The organism is Rhizobium sp. CF080, assembly GCF_000282095.2.
In the GTDB taxonomy this organism is placed as follows: domain Bacteria; phylum Pseudomonadota; class Alphaproteobacteria; order Rhizobiales; family Rhizobiaceae; genus Neorhizobium.
The window spans coordinates 1218506-1236231 of record NZ_AKKC02000004.1 but is presented as its reverse complement, the minus strand read 5'-3'; the positions used below and the strand labels follow the sequence as shown (position 1 = coordinate 1236231).

The window sequence follows — 17726 nt, the reverse complement described above, 5'->3', positions numbered from 1 at the left end:
GAAGCATGCAGGATCTGGGTCTCAAGGGCCGGGTGGCGCTGGTCACCGGAGCTTCCCGCAATATCGGCCGGGCCATCGCGCTGGCGTTCGCGGATGCCGGCGCGTCGGTTGCGATCGTCGCGCGCTCTGACCGCGATGCGGCGGAAGCCGTGGCCCGCGAAGTCGAGGCGAGGGGTGTTGCCTCGACCGTACTGCTCGGTGACGTCGGGCAGGAGGAGGATGCGGCGCGTCTTGTCGGCGGGGCGGTGAAAACGCTCGGGCGGCTGGATATCCTCGTCAACAACGCCGCCATCCGCCGCGAGGCTCCGATCGAGTCGCTGTCCTTCGTCGACTGGCGGGACGTCATGGGCGTGACGCTCGATGGCGCCTTCCTGATGAGTCGGGCGGCCATCCCGCATCTGAAGGCCGGAGGGCAGGGAGCGATCGTCAATATCGGTGGCCTCACGGCCTACACGGGTGCGATCAACCGAGTCCATGTCGTGGCGGCCAAGGCTGGCCTCGACGGTTTCACCAAGGCGCTCGCCCATGAACTGGGGCCGGAGGGCGTGACGGTCAATCTCGTCTCGCCGGGCATGATCGACACGAACCGGCAGCATACGATGGAAGGCGATCCGGCCCATCACAGGACGACGCGCACGCTGGTCGGCCGCCGCGGCACGCCAGAGGAGGTGGCTGCCGCCGTACTCCATTTCGCCGGCGCGCAGGCACGATTCACGACCGGCCAGGCGCTGCACGTCAATGGCGGAGCATATCTACCCTGAGAGGGAGTAAGCCGTCCAACCGGAACCTCCGTATTCTGTCGCTGCAATCACAACTTTGCGGGGTTCGGTGATTGCGCTAAAGATGGCGAAAAGCTCTTATGGACAGCATTACCGTCAACGGACCTGCTCAAAAGACAAAAGCACGATCAGCTTGGGCAACTGACCGTTGACGAAGCCTTGCGTGACCTCTAGACGGCGTGACGATGTCGGACCCAACCAATCCACTGCACAATCTCTCGGCTATCGATTTTCTCCGCACCCGTTCGCTCGCAAATGTCGTGCAGGCGGAAATCGAACGAATGATCATCGATGGTGAGTTGAAGCCCAATGAAAGGGTCAATGAAAACGGCCTTTCGCAACGGCTCGGCGTGAGCCGTGGCCCGATTCGCGAAGCCTGCAGCGCTCTCGCTGCCATGGGGCTCATCGAGATCATCCCCAATCGCGGGTTTTTCATTCGGGCGCTCAGCGAAGAGGAGGCACTGGATTTGTCGCAAGCTCGTGCCGGTGTCTTCGGCTGCATGGCCATGATGCTTGCCGAGCGCATTACGGACGACGAGATCGCTATCCTGAGAGTTCTTCTGAAACGTATGGACGAAATCGAATTCGGAGACGTGCACGTCTACTATCCGGTGAACCTCGAATTCCACAAACAGATCGGCCGCATGGCCGGCAACAGCCGGCTTGAGAGCGTCTACCAGAGTTTCGTCCGTGAGCTGCACATCCAGCGTTACCGGGCACTTTCTACCCCTGATATATTGCACATATCCAATCAGGAGCATCGGGAGATCGTTAATGCCCTCGAGGCGCGAGACCCGATCCGCAGTCTGATTGCTGCCCGGACGCATATCTTGAATGGCATCATCCGCGCCCGGAACGCAAAACAGCTCCACTTAGGCTGACTCTCCATAAGCGGGTTATAACGCCGGCGATATCGTCCTCTTGAAAACTGTTGACAATTTACACTTGCGTAAGCAAGGTCCTCCCGGCGGCAGGAGAGGCCACTGCAGATGCATCCGCGTCGTTCTTCGTGTCCGGTTGCCGCCTCGTTGCCTGCGAATGGGAAGGATCGCGTAAATGAACAGCCACCTAGTCCTCGGTATCTTGAATGGCGACGACATCGGGCATGAGATCGTGCCGGCGGCAGTAGAGGTCACAAAGGCGGCGGCCCGAAAGACCGGACTTGATATAGACTGGCGGCCGATGCCGATCGGACGAAGCGCGCTGAATACCCATGGCTCGACCTTTCCCGAGGGCACGATGGAAAGGCTCGGCAAAATGGACGGATTCATCCTCGGGCCCATCGGACATCAGGCCTATCCCAAAGTCCCGGGCGCCATCAATCCTCATCCGATCATGCGCAAGGGCTTCAATCTTTTTGCGAATGTTCGGCCGACCAAGTCGTTTCCTGGTCTCGGCGCAATCCATGAAGACATTGATCTGATCATCGTTCGGGAAAACAATGAAGGTTTTCAGCCGGACCGCAACGTCGTTGCGGGGTCGGGCGAGTTTCGTCCCACCGAGGACACCACAATCTCCGTCAGGGTCATAACAAGGGTCGGCTCATCGCGCGTCGCACGCGCTGCCTTCGAAATAGCCAGTCAGCGAAAGAAACATCTGACGGTCGTGCACAAGAACACGGTTTTCAAACTCGGTTGCGGCATGTTCGTCGAGGAGTGCTATCGTGTCGCCAAGGACTTTCCCGAGGTGAGGGTCGACGAAGTGATCGTCGATACAATGGCGATGCGACTCATCCGCGATCCGCAAAGCTTCGATGTCATCGTGACCACCAATATGTTCGGCGATATCCTGACCGACGAGGCTGCCGGCCTTGTCGGAGGCCTCGGGATGGCGCCCGGCCTATGTATCGGCGAGGGGAATCTGGCGATGGCTCAGGCGACCCATGGTTCGGCGCCCGATATCGCCGGCAAAGGCATTGCCAATCCGTTTGCGATGATCGAATCCACCCGCATCATGATCGAATGGCTAGGGCACAGCCGTAAAATTCCCCAGGCAGTTGAGGCAGCAGAGCTTATGCGAAAGGCGATTGTCACCGCTCTGTCCGATCCTGCTACGCGTACGCGAGACATCAAGGGAACGGCTGACACGCACGGAATGACGCAAGGTATTATTGCAGCGCTTGGGTAGAGGGCAGGAACCGCCGGACCATTCGCGCTCGGAGCAACAGGCCCGCTCAAGCCTTTCAGGAGTTTGCCTCAAAGTCACAATGTCATCTCAGTTGAGACAAGGGCAGCCTGCCGCCTGAGCAGCATTCCGAACAGGTCGCGGGGCTCGTCGGGGTCGGCGAGGAGATCGAGTTGATCGACATAGTTTGAGCCGCTTACCTTGTCACGGACATAGCGCAGCGCGGAAAAATCCTCGACTGCGAAGCCGACGCTGTCGAATAGCGTGATCTGTTTCTCCGAGTTGCGCCCCTGCTCCTGGTCGGTGATGACGCGCCATAGCTCCGTCACGGGATGATCCGGTGAAAGCTGCTGGATCTCGCCTTCGATCCGCGTCTGGGGCGGGAACTCCACGAAAATGTCGGACCGCAGCAGGATATCGCGGTGCATCTCCGTCTTGCCAGGGCAGTCGCCGCCGACGCCGTTGATATGGACGCCGGGGCCGATCATGTTGTCGGTCAGGATCGTCGCATTGTGCTTGTCGGCAGTTGCCGTCGTAATGATATCCGCGCCTTCGACCGCCTGTTCGGCGGAAGTGCAGGCCTCGATCTCGAAGCCGAGGTTTTCCAGATTGCGGCGGCAGCGGGCTGTCGCCTCAGGATCTATGTCGTAGAGCCTGAGGCGGTCAATGCCGAGCAGGGATTTGAAGGCAAGAGCCTGGAACTCGCTCTGGGCGCCGTTACCGATCAGCGCCATGGTGCTTGCATCCTTGCGCGCCAGGTATTTGGCGGCGAGTGCCGAGGTCGCCGCCGTCCGAAGCGCCGTCAGGATGGTCATTTCGGAAAGCAGCAGCGGATAACCGCTGTCGACGTCGGAGAGCACACCGAATGCCGTCACCGTCTGCAGGCCGGATTTGGTGTTCTTCGGGTGGCCGTTGACGTATTTGAACCCGTAGAGCACTCCGTCGCTGGTCGGCATCAGTTCGATCACGCCGTCCCTTGAATGGGATGCGACGCGCGGGATCTTGTCGAAGCTCTCCCAGCGACGAAAATCGTCTTCGATGTACCTCGCCAACTCGACCAGGAATGTCTCGACGCCAGTGGCGACGACGAGGTCCATCATGTTCTCGACGCTGATGAACGGCACGATATTCAGGTTGGCGGGTACGGGCATCAGAAACTCCTCGTCGGGCGGTCCATGACCTTGCGGCCCATCAGGCTGGCGGTAAGATCGACAAGCAGCGTTGCGGTGCGGCCGCGCTCGTCCAGGAAGGGGTTCAGTTCGACGAGATCGAGGCTCGTCACGAGGCCGCTGTCATGCAGCATCTCCATGACGAGATGCGCTTCGCGGAAGGTCGCGCCGCCCGGCACAGTGGTGCCGACGGCCGGCGCGAAAGTTGGCTCGAGGAAATCGACATCGAGGCTGACATGCAGCAGGCCGTTGGCCGCCGCCACCTTCTCGAGGAAAGCGCGCAACGGGGCCGCAACACCGTGTTCGTCGATCACCCGCATGTCGTGAACAGTGACTTCGGTCTGGCGAAGCGCTGCGCGTTCCGCCGGATCGACGCTGCGGATGCCGATCATGCAGACGCGGGCCGGATCGACCGGATGGGAGAGTTCTGGGAGGTAGCCTTCGAAGCCCGGCTGGCCAGTGAAATAGGCGACGGGCACGCCGTGCAGATTGCCGCTTGTCGTCGTGTCGAGCGTATGAAAATCGGTATGCGCGTCCAGCCAGAGCACGAAGAGCGGCCGGTCGATTTCGGCGGACCGGCGGGCGATGCCCGCCACTGTCCCGGCTGAGATGGTGTGGTCGCCGCCAAGGAAGATCGGCATTCCTTCGCCGCTTTCGCGATAGGCGAGCTCGGTCAGCAGTTCTGTCCAGGCGACAATCTGCGGCAGGCGTCGGATAGCGGCATTCGGATGCGCGACGTCGGGCAGTTTCGAGAGGCCGACATTGCCGAGGTCGGTCACCTCATGGCCAAGCTCTCTCAGCGCCGTTTCGAGGCCGGCGGTCCTGAGCGCGCTTGGGCCCATCTCGCAGCCGAGTTGTACCGCGCCGTCCTGAAGGGGGATGCCAATTAGTTTGCAATGCATGTCTTGATCTCCGTTATGATTATTGGATCACGAATGCCTGGCAGATTGAACAAGGCAATTTGCCAAATTCTTCAAATTGAGTTATCAGAATGGTATCTTTGATAACCGTTTTGATCATGGACGATTTTGACAATAGACTCGTGACGCTATTGCGTCACAACGCAAGGCGGAGCATTTCCGACCTCGCGACGGATCTCGGGGCCTCGCGTGCCACCGTTCGTTCGCGCATGGAGAAGCTCGAAAAAGACGGCAGCATTCTTGGTTATACGGTCATCTTGCGGGCCGATGCAGTCGAGCTGCCGGTGCGCGGCATCATGATGGTGGAGATCGAGGGTAGGGCAGCGGACCAGGTCATCAAAGCACTCGGCGGATTTCCGGAGATTTCGGAAATCCATACCACCAACGGTCGCTGGGATCTGATCGTTGAACTCGGCACCACGACATTGGCCGAATTCGACACCGTGCTGAGGCGAGTCCGTTTGGTGCCGGGGATTACGGCGACCGAAACCAGCCTCGTGCTGGCGACCCCGCGCAGCACCAAAGCGCGGCTGTGAAAAAGGCCGCGGAGTGCCGCGGCCTTCTGATATCCGGATAATCAGAAGATTATTGCGGGGTCATGTCGAAGCCGAACCACTTCATGGACAGCTTCTTCGTCGTCCCGTCCGCCTTGGCGGCTGCGATCGCTTCGTCGAACTTCTGCTTGAGCGCAATATCTGCCTTGCGAAGACCGACCGAGCTGCCGGCGCCGAGGAAACCGCCCTGGAAGCGCGGGCCGACGATCGTCATGTCGCTATTGGTCGGCTTCTGCACGGCGGTCATGAGGTAGCCCATCGACGCCATGACGAAATCGACGCGGCCGGAGACGAGATCGAGATCATGCTGTTCCGTGGTCTTGTACTCGCGAACCTGCACGACGCCTTTCAGGTATTCGTCGATGAAGCGTGCGGCGATCGAAGCAGTCTGGACGCCGACCGTCTTGCCCTGCAGCAGTGGCTTCAGCTCTTCGACGGCCTTGCGGGCGCCGGCTTCATTGGAGGCGAGCGAGAAGAGTTCGTCCTTCATGGGCATCTTTGCCAGCGGGCCGTCCTTCAGTGTGGCGAAGGACTGGCCGGTGCTGCCGTACGACGTTGAGAAGTCGATGACCTCCTTGCGCTTGTCGGTGGCGGACATGCCGGCCATGATCGCATCGAACTTGCCGGCGTTGAGTGCCGGGATGATGCCATCGAACGCCTGGGCGACGAACGTGCACTTGATCTTCATGCGTTCGCAGAGGTTCTTGCCGAGCTCGATGTCGTAGCCGTCCAGCGTGCCATCCGGGCGGGTCAGGTTGTAGGGCGGGAAGGCGCCCTCCGTGGCGATGACGATTTCCGTTTTGTCCTGCGCTGCGGCGGCGGTCGCCATCAGCGTCACGGCTGTGAAGGCCGCGGCAATTGCTGTCGTGATAAATTTCATCCGTCAGTTCCCTCTCTTTGTTTGGGTAGAATGGTTGGGCGGCTCAGCCGCTGATAAATTTCCGGAAGCGCTCGGATTTCGCCTCGGTGAACATGTCCTGCGGCCGGCCTTCCTCTTCGATGGCGCCTTGGTGCAGGAAGATGACCCGGCTCGAAACATCGCGGGCAAACCCCATTTCGTGGGTGACGACGAGCATGGTGCGGCCCTCTTCGGCCAGCGCCCGCATGACACGTAGCACTTCGCCCACGAGTTCCGGGTCGAGCGCCGAGGTCGGCTCATCGAACAGCATCACCTTCGGCCGCATGGCGAGCGCGCGGGCGATGGCGGCACGTTGCTGCTGGCCGCCGGAAAGATGCGCCGGGTAGTGATTGCGCTTTTCGGCAATGCCCACCTTGGCAAGCAGAGCTTCCGCCTCTTCCAGGCATTCGGCGCGCGAGCGCTTCTGCACGTGCAGCGGCGCTTCCATGACGTTTTCGAGCACGGTCTTGTGGGACCAGAGATTGAAGCTCTGGAACACCATGCCGAGCTCGGAGCGGATGCGTTGCACCTGCCTGCGGTCAGCGATGCGGCTCTTGCCGGAACCGGCCGGCTTCATGCGGATAGTTTCCCCGGCAACAGTCACTTCGCCGACATCGGGTGTCTCGAGCATGTTGATGCAGCGGAGCATGGTCGACTTGCCGGAGCCGGAGGAGCCGAGGATCGAGACGACCTCGCCCTCGCGCGCCTCCATGTCTATGCCCTTCAGTACTTCGACGGGACCGAAGCTCTTGCGAAGCCCGCGCACGGTAATTGCCGCCGGTGCGGATGGATTGGTCGAAGGTATCATCTTGCTGCTCCCGTGGATGTGCTGGGCAAGGCCGCAGGCTGGCGCAGGTGCGGACTCAGTTGATACTCGGCCAGGGCGACAAGCCGGGTGAGGATGAAGTTGATGGCGAGATAGATGGCACCGGCGACGACGAAGACTTCGATCGCCCGATAGGTCTCGGAGATCAGCTTGGCCGCGACGCCCGTCACTTCCATGATGGTGATGATGGAGGCAAGCGACGTCGCCTTCACCATCGAGATCATCTCGTTGGAATAACCGGGCAGGGCCTGGCGGATTGCGAGCGGCAGGGTAATGCGCCGGAAGGTCATGAAACGGGACATGCCGCAGGCGCGCGCCGCTTCGATCTGGCCGAACGGCACCGAGAGCAGCCCGCCGCGAATGATCTCGGCGGAATAGGCGGCGGTGTTCAGCATCAGGGCAATGACTGCGCACCAGTAAGGGTCGCGCAACACCACCCAGAACATGCTCTGGCGGACCTCGCGGAACTGGCCGAGGCCGTAATAGATCAGGAAGATCTGCACGAGCAGCGGCGTGCCGCGGAAGACGAAGATATAGGCCCTCGCGAGCCAATCGAGCGGCAGGATGCCGGACAACCGGCAAAGCGCCAGGCCGAGGGCCAGGAACGCGCCGAGTACGATGGCGCTCGCGGCAAGCTGTAGCGTCAGTGGCACGGCCGTAACGAGGCTCAGGAAGGTCTCGTAGAGAAACGCCAGATCCATCAACCCCTCCTGACGCCGCGCGTGAAGCGCTTTTCGCTGAGTTGCAGGAGACCGCCGGAAACCGTCGAAATGGCCAGGTAGATGGCAGCGGCGATGACGTAGAAATCGAAGGGCAGGCCGGTCGAGCCCGCGCCGATTTGCGACTGCCGAAGGAGTTCGACGACACCCGTGACCGAAACCAGCGCGGATTCCTTCAGGACGACCTGCCAGACATTCCCCATGCCGGGAATTGCGTGGCGGAGCGTGAGCGGTGCCAGGATCCTGCGAAACCGCAAGGAGCGTGACATGCCGCAGGCGACCGCAGCCTCCAGCTCGCCGGAATGCACCGCCCGATAGGCGCCGCGAAAGACTTCCGTCTGCTGGGCGCCGGAGGTGATGCCGACGGCGAGCGCACCGGCCAGAAAGCCCGGAAAGCCGATGAAGCCTTCAGCGCCGAATAGACTGCCGATCGCGGTCATTGCGGCGCTGCCGCCGAAATAGAAGAGATAGATGACCAGAAGATCGGGAATGCCGCGCAGAACGGTGGTGTAGAAACCCGCTATCCCGCGCGTCACCGGACCGCCTGAGACTTTCGCCCAGGCGCCGAAGACGCCGATCACGGCACCGATCGCAAAGCCGGCGATGGCGATCAGGACCGTCATGACGGTGGCCGCGGCAAGCGCCATGCCCCAGCCATTCGGGCCGGTTCCGATCAGATCCAGTATTGTCGGCTGATTCATGTAAACCTCATTCACATGGAGGTTTGTCCGGATCGAACCCGGGCGGCTCGGCACGAGGACGCATCGCTTTGCGCCTCGCGCCGGGTCCGCCGCCGGGTCAGAACGATGGCGTCAGATCGAGCTTGCTCCACTTTTCGGACAGCTTTTTGATGACGCCGTCCGCAGCCGCCGACTTGATGGCTGCGTCGAACTTTTCCTTCAGGTCGGTCTCGCCCTTACGCATGCCCATGGCGACTTCCGTCGCCAGCATGGCGCCTTTCATTAGCGGTCCGGCCATCGTCAGATCCTCGTTGCCGGGCTTGGCAAGCGCCGTGGTGCCGTAGACTCCGCTGTCGAAACCGGCATCGATGCGACCGGCCTTGAGATCGAGATCACGCTCGCCGGAATTCTTGTAGGTCCGAACGGTGACGTCCTTGCCGAAATAGGCGTTGATCAATTGTTCCTGGCTCGTCGATTGCACGACGCCGACCGTCTTGCCGGAAAGAACGCCGCCGATCGTCTTCATCACGGGATCGGCCTTGTCCTTATCGTTGAGGTTCAGCCTCTCGCCGGTCATCGGCAGCTTGCTCACCGGGCTGTCCTTCAGCGTGATGAAAGTTGCCACGCCGCTCGCGTAGGGCACAGTGAAATCGACGACTTCCTTGCGCTTTTCGTTGATCCCGAGGGTCATGATGAGGTCGAACTTGCCGGCATTCACGCTGGGGATCATGGCGCTCCATTCACCGGCGATCAGCTCGCACTCGACCTTGGCGCGCTGGCACAGGTCGTTGATGAGGTCGATATCAAGGCCGGTCAGCTTTCCCTTGGAATCCAGTGCGTTCCATGGCGGAAAGGCGCCTTCGATGCCGACCTTCACGTGGGTCCAGTCCTTGGCTTCCGCGCCCGGCAGCATGATGGTGAGGGTGGCGGCCAGTGCGACCGCCCAGAATTTCCCGGTTTTCATGTCGTTGTTCCCTTATTTGTTCGTTGTGTCGGAGAGGAAGGTTGGATGTCATATTCCGTCGAGGGCAAGCACCGCGCAGGCTTGTCTGAGGACGGAGAGAAGGCGGTTGCGCGTCTGGCGCGCATGAACCGCGAAGAACGGGATATCGGCGTGCCCTTCCGGCAGGGCGGCCAGTTCGCGAAGCCCTGATAGCGATGGCCAGGCCGGATGCGGAAGCGCGCTGTCGTGATGGAAACGGTCGCCGAACGTGTAGTTCAACGGAACGAGCAGGCGGGAAGCCTGCCGAAGGCGGTCGTTGATGATCTCGGCGCGAACCGGATCGGTTTCCTGCCGCGCAATGCGGTTGATCACCTCGGCACGCTGGCGCAGTTCATTCGCTGCAGAAGTCAGGACATTCATATCCATCCGTCCTGCCAGATCCGCGTTCAGGCCGTCGAGTTCACTTCTGAGAGACACTGCATAGGCGGCGTAGTCGAGCGGCAGAACGCGGGCATCGAGCAGTTCATCGAGCACGCGCAACACGATCTCGGTGTCGCGCTGAAGATTGGCCGGATCGATATGCTCTTCCGTATCGTGCGGCGTGTGCCACCACCACCCGAGCGCCGTCAGCATCTTCACTGGCCCGGGGGGCTGGTGGCTGAGGCTGCCGAACATCGAGGGAATGCCGACGCCCCAAAAGGACTGGTCGGCAGCGCGCCCATGCCGCCGGCCGCGGTGCACCTGGCCGGTCACTGTTTGGACGGCCCTTGCCGCGACTGCCTTCAATTCGTCGATGACGGCCGAGTTTGTCAGGATGTCCGCGCCTGCACCGCCAGTGGAATCGACGTTTACATGCGCCACGCAGCGCTGTTCCAGATCATCCCAGTATTCGTCCGCATACCAGGCGGAGCCGGAATAGCGACCGTGGGAATGGCCGGACCAGAAGCAGATGCGCAGCCCGCGCTGCCATTCGTCGCGCCGCTCGGCCAGAAGGCGGGCGGCTTCCAGCATGGTAGCATTGGCTCCGCCATTGTCCATCACGCCGTAATGCCAGGTATCGTGATGGCCGGAAAACAGGATGAAAGGTGCATCCGACCGGTTATCTGGAAAAAGCTCTGCGACCAGGATGGGCGTCTTGCGCCAGCCCGTATCGACCTCCGTCGTCAGGCGGGCAACGGGCGCCTTGCCTGCGCGGCAGGCCTGCCGCAGCTTCTCGCCATCGTCGCGGGCGATCGTGCAGATCGCCGTCTTTGGCAGCTGCTCGCGCGTATGCTGCGACGGGCTGCCCCAGACGGGGGACACGCACATTTCGTAGAGATGTTCGTTGGGGCTGACATGGATCTGTCCGATCGCGCCGCGGGCACTTGCAAGCGCCGCGACATCCTCGGTCGCAATGCCATCGACAAGGACGATGCGCCCCTTGGCATCGATGCTCTCGAAGTCGGCCTCGGTGCCTTCTCCGACATGGACAATCTCTGCCGAGACGCCTTCGGCAGGCGTCGAGATCGACATGGAATGAGTGATGCAACGGATCGCGCCGCCGTCGACCTCGACAACCGCCTTGCCCGGCAGACTGATATAGGCGTCATGAAAAAAAAGCTGCGTCCGATAGCCGTAAGAGGCCATCTGCCGTTCCAGATATCGAAAACTTTCCAGCTCTTCCGCCGTGCCCGAAAGCTTCACTCGCTTGGCGAACTCGCGGATGTGATCCATCAGGATTTGGCGATCGGGCCGGAGCGACGTGTCAGACATCGCGCTTCTCCCGGATGTCGGGCTGGACGTCGTCCGGGATCGGATTGATGAATGGCGTGCCTTCGAGCCGCGCCGCGTGATCGGCTTTCGCCTCGGCGATCAGTTCGGGCTTGAGGATGAGGTCAACGGCTGTGGATGCCATCACCTTGGCCGCATGGGTCATGCCTTTGTGCGCGGCCGGCAGTTTGCCCTGGGCGACGAGTTGCCAGGAATGGCCGGGCGTGCCGATGGCATAGGTCGCACCCCGCATCTGCACTGTCGGCACGACCCAGCTGACCGAGCCGACATCGGTGGAGCCGACGAGCGTGCCGTCGCCGCTTTCCGGCGGGAAGATCACGTCGCAGAGGGAGATGCCCTTGCGGACCTTCAGCCCGAACCGGCCGAAGGACGTGGCAATATCCGCCGGGCTGAAGGTTTCCTGGAATTTTGCGGCGGTCGCCTTGTCCGCAGCGTCGAAGGGCGGCAGGCCGACGCGTTCGATATGATTGTGCATGAGCGCCTCGAGCGGCGTGTTGCCGATGAGGTTCGCATCGCCGCTGACGACCTGACTGCGCACCGAGGTGCCGGTCATCAGGGCCGCACCCGCTGCGACATCCTTCACCCGGGCGACGAGCTCCAGCAGTTCGGGAAGCGTGCGCGCCCGGATGAGATAGCGCACCGAAGCCTTGGCCTGCACGACATTCGGCGCATGGCCGCCGGTATCCGTGATGGCGTAATGTATGCGCGCCGTGGACGGCATATGCTCGCGCAGGTAGTTGACGCCGACATTCATCAGCTCGACCGCATCGAGTGCACTGCGCCCCAGATGCGGTGAGGCGGCGGCATGCGACGCGCGGCCCGAGAAATGGAAGTTGAGCTCGTTGCAGGCGAGCGAGATCGGATTGTTGACCCCGACGAATGCAGCCGGGTGCCAGGATATGGCGATGTCGACATCGTCGAAAACACCGGCCCGTACCATGAAGCCCTTCGACGAGCCGCCTTCTTCGGCCGGGCAGCCGTAGTAGCGAACGCGGCCCTGAAGATTGTTGGCCTTGAGGTAGTCCTTGACGGCGGCTGCGGCTAGCATGGCACCGGAGCCGAGAAGGTTATGCCCGCAGCCATGGCCATGGCCGCCTTCGACGACCGCCTTTTCTTCCGCAAGGCCGGCCACCTGGCTGAGGCCTGGCAGGGCGTCATATTCGCCGAGAATGGCGATGACCGGCCCGCCTTCGCCGGCCTCGCCCATCACTGCCGTCGGGATGTCTGCGACATTGCGCGTAACCCTGAAGCCTTCCGCCTCAAGCAGCTCAGTATGAGCCGCAGAGGAGCGATATTCCTCATAATTGGTCTCCGGAACCTCCCAGACGTAATCGCTGAGCTCGGCAAACCGGGGTGCCTTGTCGTCAACGATCTCCCAAACGCCATCGAAATTTTTCATTTGTGCCTACACATTTGATCCAAAATTGGTACCAATTTATGAGAAGATTCTTCTTTCGGCAACTGAAATTTCTGGCTAGTGAATAGGCCAATCGCCTCGCAGCCACCTGAGGTCAAACGGATGAATACCCTGTTCGACGATTCCATCGCAGATGGCGAACCAGATGCCACCCAGCTCATCCTGACGGACATTCAATCCGGCATGTTTCAGCCGGGTGCCTGGTTGAAGCAGATCGACCTGGAGGCCCGTTACGGACGCGGGCGCAACGAAATCCGGCGTGCGCTTGACCGCCTGGCGCAGAAGCGCATCGTGGAGCATGTGCCAAACCGTGGCTACCACGTCTATCAAGCGGACGGCAAACAAGCTGACGATATCGCCGAAATCCGTATCATGCTGGAAACCGGCATCGTTCCGAAGGTGGTGGCAAACGCGACGGCCGGCGATATCCGTAATCTGCGTGCTCTTGCAAACCGGTTCGAGAGCCTGATATTGCACGGGACTGTTCTCGAACTCTACGAGGCCAATCTCAACTTCCATCGTGCCTTCATGCAACTGTCCGGCAATGGCGAGCTGGACAGCGTGATCGCCGAACTCAGGCAGCGCACGTCCTCCGCCCCGGTCTCCCAGTGGAAGACACGAGCGCGGGTCGAGCAATCAGCCCGCGAACACCATGAGATGGTCGATCTTTTGGAGCGCCGGAAGCCCGATAAACTAAAAACTCTCATCGAAAATCACATCCGGCAGCGATAATTCCCGACGTAATGCTGAGCATTAAAGGATGCCATCGCGACGATGGCCGTGTAGCAGGCGGCCTGGAAATCGCAAAACACACCGTAGTGGCTAGAATATGGCCCACGGTGATCGGGATGACCTCGGAAGACGTCATTGCCGTGCTAGGCCCCTTTCACAAGCGTGTCCTCAACATCCTTGGATGCCAAACTGCAGAGGTCGCGAGCGGACGCGACCTCACACCTCATTTGAAGGTATGCAGTCGTTCGTCAGCGCCGCTTACGAACGGTTTCGAGCTTTGTCTGCCAAACGGGGCTGATCTGGAAGCCTTCGATATCGGCGCGTTGGGCAACCGAATCCATCACCTGCGAGATCGGCTGGATCGCCGGAATGCCTTCGGCATAGAGCTTCTCTATCTCGTTGTAGAGCTTTGCCTGCTTTTCCGGATCCGCTTCCTGCAATGCTGCATCGATCTTCTGGTTCAGATTGTCGTCCTTGAAGGAAACGCGCCAGCCCACCAGCCCGGTCAGCTTTGCTTCATCCCGGTTGTCGGGATTGTAGGCGAGGCTGCGCATGTCGCCATCGGGGTGAGAAATCTGCCCGCCGCTTCTGCCGACAATGAGTTCGAAATTCCTCTCCCGCATCGGCCCATAGACCTGCTCGCCACTGCCGGTGAGGATCTTGGCGCGAATGCCTCCCTGGGCCAGCATGCTTTGAAGTGCGACAGCCAGGTTGTCGAATGGTGGCTCCGAAAGCGTGCGGATCGTCAGGTCCAGACCATCGGTATATCCCGATTCCGCCAGAAGGGCCTTCGCGCCCTTGACGTCCATCTCGAGTTTTGGCTCGAAGGGTTCCTGGGCAAGCCCGACCTGGATCGGGCCGAGATGTTTGACACCGTAATACGGCATTACCGTCTTGTTGAGGCCATCATAGTCAATCAGCTTGAGAATTGCCTCACGCAGCTTCGGCTTGGCGAGATTCTGGTTCTTCAGCGACATGGCGAGATAATAGAGGCCATTGCCGGTTTCCGTCGTCACCTTGACATTCTTGTTGCCTTCCAGGGACTTCAGGTCGGCAGCGCCAAGCGAATAGGCGATATCGAGGTCGCCCTTCTCGACCAGCAGCCGCTGGCTCTGAGGCTCGGGAATGTGGCGCATTAGCACGCGGCTCATGGCCGGCGCCGGACCCCAGTAGTTTTCGTTTCGGGTAAGTACGACCATTTCGTTCGGCCGCAACGATTGCACGGCGAAAGCAGCGGTTCCGGCGGAATTGGTGGTCAGCCACCCCGCCCCCATGTCTCCGGCCTTCTCGTGGCTCATCACCTCCTTCTGGTCAAGCACGCTGCCCGTGCCGGCCATGGCCAAGGTCATCAGAATGATCTGTGGGTCGATGGGCTGGAGAATGGAAATCTCCACCGTCTTGTCGTCAACCGCCTTGAAGCTCTGGGCCGCGTTTTCGACGGTATAGCCACGCAGACGCAGGTTGGTTGCCTGCGCCAGGTTGAGCTTCAGCACGCGCTGCAGCGACCACACGACATCATTGGCGGTCACAGCATTGCCCGAGGCAAAGCGGAGGTTCGGTCTCAGATGAAAGCGGATCGACTTGCGGTCCCCGGCAATCTCCCAACGTTCGGCGAGAGCCGGGATGATCTTTGCGCGCTGGACCGGGTCTATACCCACCAAGCCGTCGTAGAGATTGGCGAGGATCTGCACCCTTTCCTTGCTCGACGATCCGGCCGGGTCGAGCGTGAGCACGTTTGACATCGAGAAGCCGATGACGAGCTGATTGGCAGGCGTATCGGCCAATACCCGATGCTGGGCGAACGTGAATACCATGGCGGCGCATGCGGCCGTCGTGAGCAAGCTGCGTCGTTTCATAATTACCTCCCTTTGGCCGGACGCAGCGGGCCTCCCCCTACGGCATCCGGCGATCCGATTGCGTGGTGACTTACTCCGCCAGGTTGGCGTCGATATATTCGAAGTTGATGTCCTCGCCGAGGCCAGGTTCCTGCGAGAGCCAGACAAACCCCTTTTCGTCCATGGGGTCCGGGATCCTGTTCAGGTATTCGGGGCAGGCGTCGTAGTCGAGGAAGGGGTGAAGCAGGCCGCGCTCGTACCAGCGGCAGTTCTTGGTTGCGGCCGAAATGGCGAGGTTTTCAGCGCCGTGGCCGTGCACTTCGCAGTTCATGCCGAAACTTTCCGCAAGGTGCATGGTCTTCAGTGCTGGCGTGATGCCGCCGACGTCCTCGACACCTGTCCGCAGAATATCGCAAGCGCCCGCCTTGATCCATTCGGCGCGGTGCTTGTACTTGCCGCCCATGGATTCCGGGCCAATGACTGGTATCTTCAGTTCCTGCGTGAGCCAGGCGTAGGAGGACATGGACTGTTCGTCCATCACCTCTTCGATCCAGGTGAAGTTCAACGCCTCCAGGCCCTTGCCGAGTTCGTAAGCTTCCTCGCGCGAATACCAGTGATAGGCGTCCAGCATCAGGGGAAATTTCGGGCCGACGGCTTCGCGCACCGCGGCACAGGCCTTCAGATCCATCTCGATGTTCGGCGACCAGCTGACCGGTGGCATCCAGGTATGCAGCTTGATTGCCTGATAACCGCGGGCGACCAGCTTTTCTGCAAACCGGCCATAATCTTCCGGTGTAGCGAGGCCGCCTTCAAGCTCGTCACCGCACATGATCGAACCATAGGCCGGGACCTTGTCCCGATAGGAGCCGATGATCTTGTAGACAGGCGCCTTGAGAAGATGGCCGGCGAGGTCCCAGAGGGCGCAGTCGACGATCGCAAGGGTGCGATCGCTAAGCTGTCCGCCGCTTCCTCGCTGCCAGTGGGCCAGATCCTGCCAAAGCATTTCGCGCGCCAGCGCATCCTGGTTCAGGACGACAGGGCGTATGAACCGATCCAGCAGATGCGGCCGGAGCTGCTCCGGGCTGCCGAAAGCATGACCGCTTGTGCCGTCTTCACAGGTAAGCTTCAGCAGGGCCTTCTTCACCCGACGTGCCGGGCCAGGGTGCGCATGGCCATCGCTGTCAGTCTCCTCGTGGGTTGTGTGCCAGAACGTCCGCACGCTGGCGTCGGTGATCTTCATATTTCCTCCCTGTCTTGAACGGCCCGCTTATCCAGCTCGCCTTTGATGGCCTGTCGGCTCCGATAAGGTCTGCGATCAGACAACATTTCGATGCAGTATGACAAGGCTAGTAAGCCAAGCAGGTTGAGTCAATATGGTGGTCTCTAGATTTGCGTGCCCGAGAAAGCTGACAAACATGGCCGCGTACCGGGAATAAAGGTAACTATTGACAGAACTGGCCTTCCGCCGTGACATTCCTTGTTCGGCGAGATATAAGACAGGGTTATGTCTGCAGTCTGATGGCTGCACAAAAAGGGCGGAGAAAGTGCATGAGAGATCTGATGGAACAAGATGCTGATAATGACTTGGTCGATCTTGTCGGCCAATCGCTTGTCAATCAGATCGCAACCAGCTTGCGGCGCGACATTGAACGTGGAACGGTCAAGCCGGGAGACAAGTTGCCGAGCGAGAATGAACTGACACGTCTCCACTCGGTCAGCCGCGCGGTCATCCGCGAAGCGGTGGCCGTACTGCGCTTCGAAGGTATGCTGGAGGCGCGCAGGGGCGTCGGTGTTTTCGTCACTGACGCCGAACAGCGAGGGGCACCGTTCAGCGGTCTCTCCTTGGAACGCATTTCATCGGTCATCGAACTCCTGGAGCTTCGCGCAGCCTGCGAGACGGAAGCGGCGGGACTTGCGGCAGGGCGCCGATCGCCAGCCCAGCTGGAAACGATCCTCGATCTGCATCGCAAGGTAGGCGAAAACCTGGAGAATGGACTTTCGACCCGTGATGCCGATTTCGCTCTTCACATGGCTATCGCCGAGGCGACACAAAACCGGAGGTTCCCGGAACTGCTGCGCCTTATCAAGCCCGGCATCATCATGGACCGTGATCTGCAGCAGGGCCAAGGGCAGCCTGGCACACTGCTGCCCAACCTGCATCTGCAGGAGGAACATGGCAGGATCGTTCATGCGATCTTTGCAGGCAAGCCTGCCGAAGCACGAGAGGCCATGCAGGCCCACCTTGAAGGCAGCCTCAGCCGCTACAAGACGCTGCTGATCGAGCGTGTTTCATCGCCCGGACCTACGCAATCGAAGGTGAGCGGCTAAGTCTGCTCGTCGGGAAAATCGCCGTCTTTGGC

At 60.7% G+C, this 17726-nt stretch carries 17 protein-coding genes; 6 read left to right on the top strand and 11 right to left on the bottom strand.

Annotation, left to right across the window (positions count from 1 at the left end; translation table 11 throughout):
• The first annotated feature begins 5 nt into the window (after positions 1–5).
• The 3 genes from PMI07_RS12760 (at position 6) to PMI07_RS12750 (ending at position 2906) form a co-directional block, all read left to right on the top strand.
• The gene (locus PMI07_RS12760) at positions 6–761 is read left to right on the top strand and encodes an SDR family NAD(P)-dependent oxidoreductase (RefSeq protein ID WP_007753509.1); all 756 of its coding nucleotides are present in this window, start codon (positions 6–8) and stop codon (positions 759–761) included.
• A gap of 203 nt (positions 762–964) precedes the next feature.
• The gene (locus PMI07_RS12755; protein WP_007753507.1) at positions 965–1660 is read left to right on the top strand and encodes an FCD domain-containing protein; all 696 of its coding nucleotides are present in this window, start codon (positions 965–967) and stop codon (positions 1658–1660) included.
• Between the two features lie 202 nt (positions 1661–1862).
• Positions 1863–2906 carry an isocitrate/isopropylmalate family dehydrogenase gene (locus tag PMI07_RS12750; RefSeq protein WP_245277132.1) on the top strand — a complete coding sequence of 348 codons (1044 nt, stop codon included), beginning with the start codon at positions 1863–1865 and terminating at the stop codon, positions 2904–2906.
• Positions 2907–2980: 74 nt separating this feature from the next.
• Here PMI07_RS12750 and PMI07_RS12745 read toward each other — a convergent pair whose 3' ends face one another.
• Both PMI07_RS12745 and rocF read right to left on the bottom strand, forming a co-directional pair.
• Positions 2981–4054: an ornithine cyclodeaminase gene (locus PMI07_RS12745; protein WP_007753490.1), complete on the bottom strand. Its 1074-nt coding sequence runs from the start codon at positions 4052–4054 to the stop codon at positions 2981–2983.
• Positions 4054–4974, bottom strand: a complete 921-nt coding sequence (gene rocF / locus PMI07_RS12740; RefSeq protein ID WP_024163772.1) for an arginase — start codon at positions 4972–4974, stop codon at positions 4054–4056. Before rocF ends, PMI07_RS12745 begins: the two co-directional genes overlap by 1 nt.
• Before the next feature lie 116 nt (positions 4975–5090).
• Here rocF and PMI07_RS12735 point away from each other — a divergent pair, with 116 nt between their 5' ends.
• A complete protein-coding gene (locus tag PMI07_RS12735; RefSeq protein ID WP_037086736.1) occupies positions 5091–5528 on the top strand; it encodes an Lrp/AsnC family transcriptional regulator in 438 nt (145 codons plus the stop codon).
• 49 nt (positions 5529–5577) lie between these two features.
• Here the strand turns inward: PMI07_RS12735 and PMI07_RS12730 are convergent, their stop codons facing one another.
• From PMI07_RS12730 to PMI07_RS12700, 7 genes are all read right to left on the bottom strand, one after another.
• Positions 5578–6426, bottom strand: a complete 849-nt coding sequence (locus PMI07_RS12730; protein ID WP_007775823.1) for a transporter substrate-binding domain-containing protein — start codon at positions 6424–6426, stop codon at positions 5578–5580.
• Between the two features lie 43 nt (positions 6427–6469).
• A complete protein-coding gene (locus PMI07_RS12725) occupies positions 6470–7252 on the bottom strand; it encodes an ATP-binding cassette domain-containing protein (RefSeq protein WP_007775822.1) in 783 nt (260 codons plus the stop codon).
• Positions 7249–7971: an ABC transporter permease gene (locus tag PMI07_RS12720; RefSeq protein ID WP_024163771.1), complete on the bottom strand. Its 723-nt coding sequence runs from the start codon at positions 7969–7971 to the stop codon at positions 7249–7251. The genes PMI07_RS12725 and PMI07_RS12720 overlap by 4 nt, the downstream gene beginning before the upstream one ends.
• Positions 7971–8690, bottom strand: a complete 720-nt coding sequence (locus PMI07_RS12715; protein ID WP_007756954.1) for an ABC transporter permease subunit — start codon at positions 8688–8690, stop codon at positions 7971–7973. Before PMI07_RS12715 ends, PMI07_RS12720 begins: the two co-directional genes overlap by 1 nt.
• 97 nt (positions 8691–8787) lie before the next feature.
• Complete coding sequence (locus PMI07_RS12710; protein ID WP_007756955.1) at positions 8788–9633, bottom strand: transporter substrate-binding domain-containing protein; 846 nt, start codon at positions 9631–9633, stop codon at positions 8788–8790.
• A gap of 48 nt (positions 9634–9681) precedes the next feature.
• A complete protein-coding gene (locus PMI07_RS12705; protein WP_007756957.1) occupies positions 9682–11364 on the bottom strand; it encodes a M28 family peptidase in 1683 nt (560 codons plus the stop codon).
• A complete protein-coding gene (locus PMI07_RS12700; RefSeq protein WP_007756959.1) occupies positions 11357–12781 on the bottom strand; it encodes a M20 family metallopeptidase in 1425 nt (474 codons plus the stop codon). The genes PMI07_RS12705 and PMI07_RS12700 overlap by 8 nt, the downstream gene beginning before the upstream one ends.
• Positions 12782–12901: 120 nt before the next feature.
• Here PMI07_RS12700 and PMI07_RS12695 point away from each other — a divergent pair, with 120 nt between their 5' ends.
• Positions 12902–13531, top strand: a complete 630-nt coding sequence (locus tag PMI07_RS12695; RefSeq protein WP_007756961.1) for a GntR family transcriptional regulator — start codon at positions 12902–12904, stop codon at positions 13529–13531.
• 248 nt (positions 13532–13779) lie between these two features.
• Here PMI07_RS12695 and PMI07_RS12690 read toward each other — a convergent pair whose 3' ends face one another.
• Together PMI07_RS12690 and PMI07_RS12685 are read right to left on the bottom strand one after the other, a co-directional pair.
• Positions 13780–15387: an ABC transporter substrate-binding protein gene (locus PMI07_RS12690; RefSeq protein ID WP_024163770.1), complete on the bottom strand. Its 1608-nt coding sequence runs from the start codon at positions 15385–15387 to the stop codon at positions 13780–13782.
• Between the two features lie 70 nt (positions 15388–15457).
• On the bottom strand, positions 15458–16606 hold the full coding sequence (locus PMI07_RS12685; protein ID WP_007762725.1) for a mandelate racemase family protein: 1149 nt from the start codon (positions 16604–16606) through the stop codon (positions 15458–15460).
• Positions 16607–16914: 308 nt separating this feature from the next.
• Here PMI07_RS12685 and PMI07_RS12680 point away from each other — a divergent pair, with 308 nt between their 5' ends.
• Positions 16915–17694 carry a FadR/GntR family transcriptional regulator gene (locus tag PMI07_RS12680; RefSeq protein WP_007762723.1) on the top strand — a complete coding sequence of 260 codons (780 nt, stop codon included), beginning with the start codon at positions 16915–16917 and terminating at the stop codon, positions 17692–17694.
• The last annotated feature ends 32 nt before the right edge of the window (positions 17695–17726 follow it).

Bases quoted from the DNA above. Each gene is read 5' to 3' on its own strand.
- PMI07_RS12760 (WP_007753509.1), top strand. From the start codon at position 6: ATGCAGGATCTGGGTCTCAAGGGCCGGGTGGCGCTGGTCACCGGAGCT.
- PMI07_RS12755 (WP_007753507.1), top strand. From the start codon at position 965: ATGTCGGACCCAACCAATCCACTGCACAATCTCTCGGCTATCGATTTT.
- PMI07_RS12745 (WP_007753490.1), bottom strand. From the start codon at position 4,054: ATGCCCGTACCCGCCAACCTGAATATCGTGCCGTTCATCAGCGTCGAG.
- rocF (WP_024163772.1), bottom strand. From the start codon at position 4,974: ATGCATTGCAAACTAATTGGCATCCCCCTTCAGGACGGCGCGGTACAA.
- PMI07_RS12735 (WP_037086736.1), top strand. From the start codon at position 5,091: ATGGACGATTTTGACAATAGACTCGTGACGCTATTGCGTCACAACGCA.
- PMI07_RS12730 (WP_007775823.1), bottom strand. From the start codon at position 6,426: ATGAAATTTATCACGACAGCAATTGCCGCGGCCTTCACAGCCGTGACG.
- PMI07_RS12725 (WP_007775822.1), bottom strand. From the start codon at position 7,252: ATGATACCTTCGACCAATCCATCCGCACCGGCGGCAATTACCGTGCGC.
- PMI07_RS12720 (WP_024163771.1), bottom strand. From the start codon at position 7,971: ATGGATCTGGCGTTTCTCTACGAGACCTTCCTGAGCCTCGTTACGGCC.
- PMI07_RS12715 (WP_007756954.1), bottom strand. From the start codon at position 8,690: ATGAATCAGCCGACAATACTGGATCTGATCGGAACCGGCCCGAATGGC.
- PMI07_RS12710 (WP_007756955.1), bottom strand. From the start codon at position 9,633: ATGAAAACCGGGAAATTCTGGGCGGTCGCACTGGCCGCCACCCTCACC.
- PMI07_RS12705 (WP_007756957.1), bottom strand. From the start codon at position 11,364: ATGTCTGACACGTCGCTCCGGCCCGATCGCCAAATCCTGATGGATCAC.
- PMI07_RS12700 (WP_007756959.1), bottom strand. From the start codon at position 12,781: ATGAAAAATTTCGATGGCGTTTGGGAGATCGTTGACGACAAGGCACCC.
- PMI07_RS12695 (WP_007756961.1), top strand. From the start codon at position 12,902: ATGAATACCCTGTTCGACGATTCCATCGCAGATGGCGAACCAGATGCC.
- PMI07_RS12690 (WP_024163770.1), bottom strand. From the start codon at position 15,387: ATGAAACGACGCAGCTTGCTCACGACGGCCGCATGCGCCGCCATGGTA.
- PMI07_RS12685 (WP_007762725.1), bottom strand. From the start codon at position 16,606: ATGAAGATCACCGACGCCAGCGTGCGGACGTTCTGGCACACAACCCAC.
- PMI07_RS12680 (WP_007762723.1), top strand. From the start codon at position 16,915: ATGAGAGATCTGATGGAACAAGATGCTGATAATGACTTGGTCGATCTT.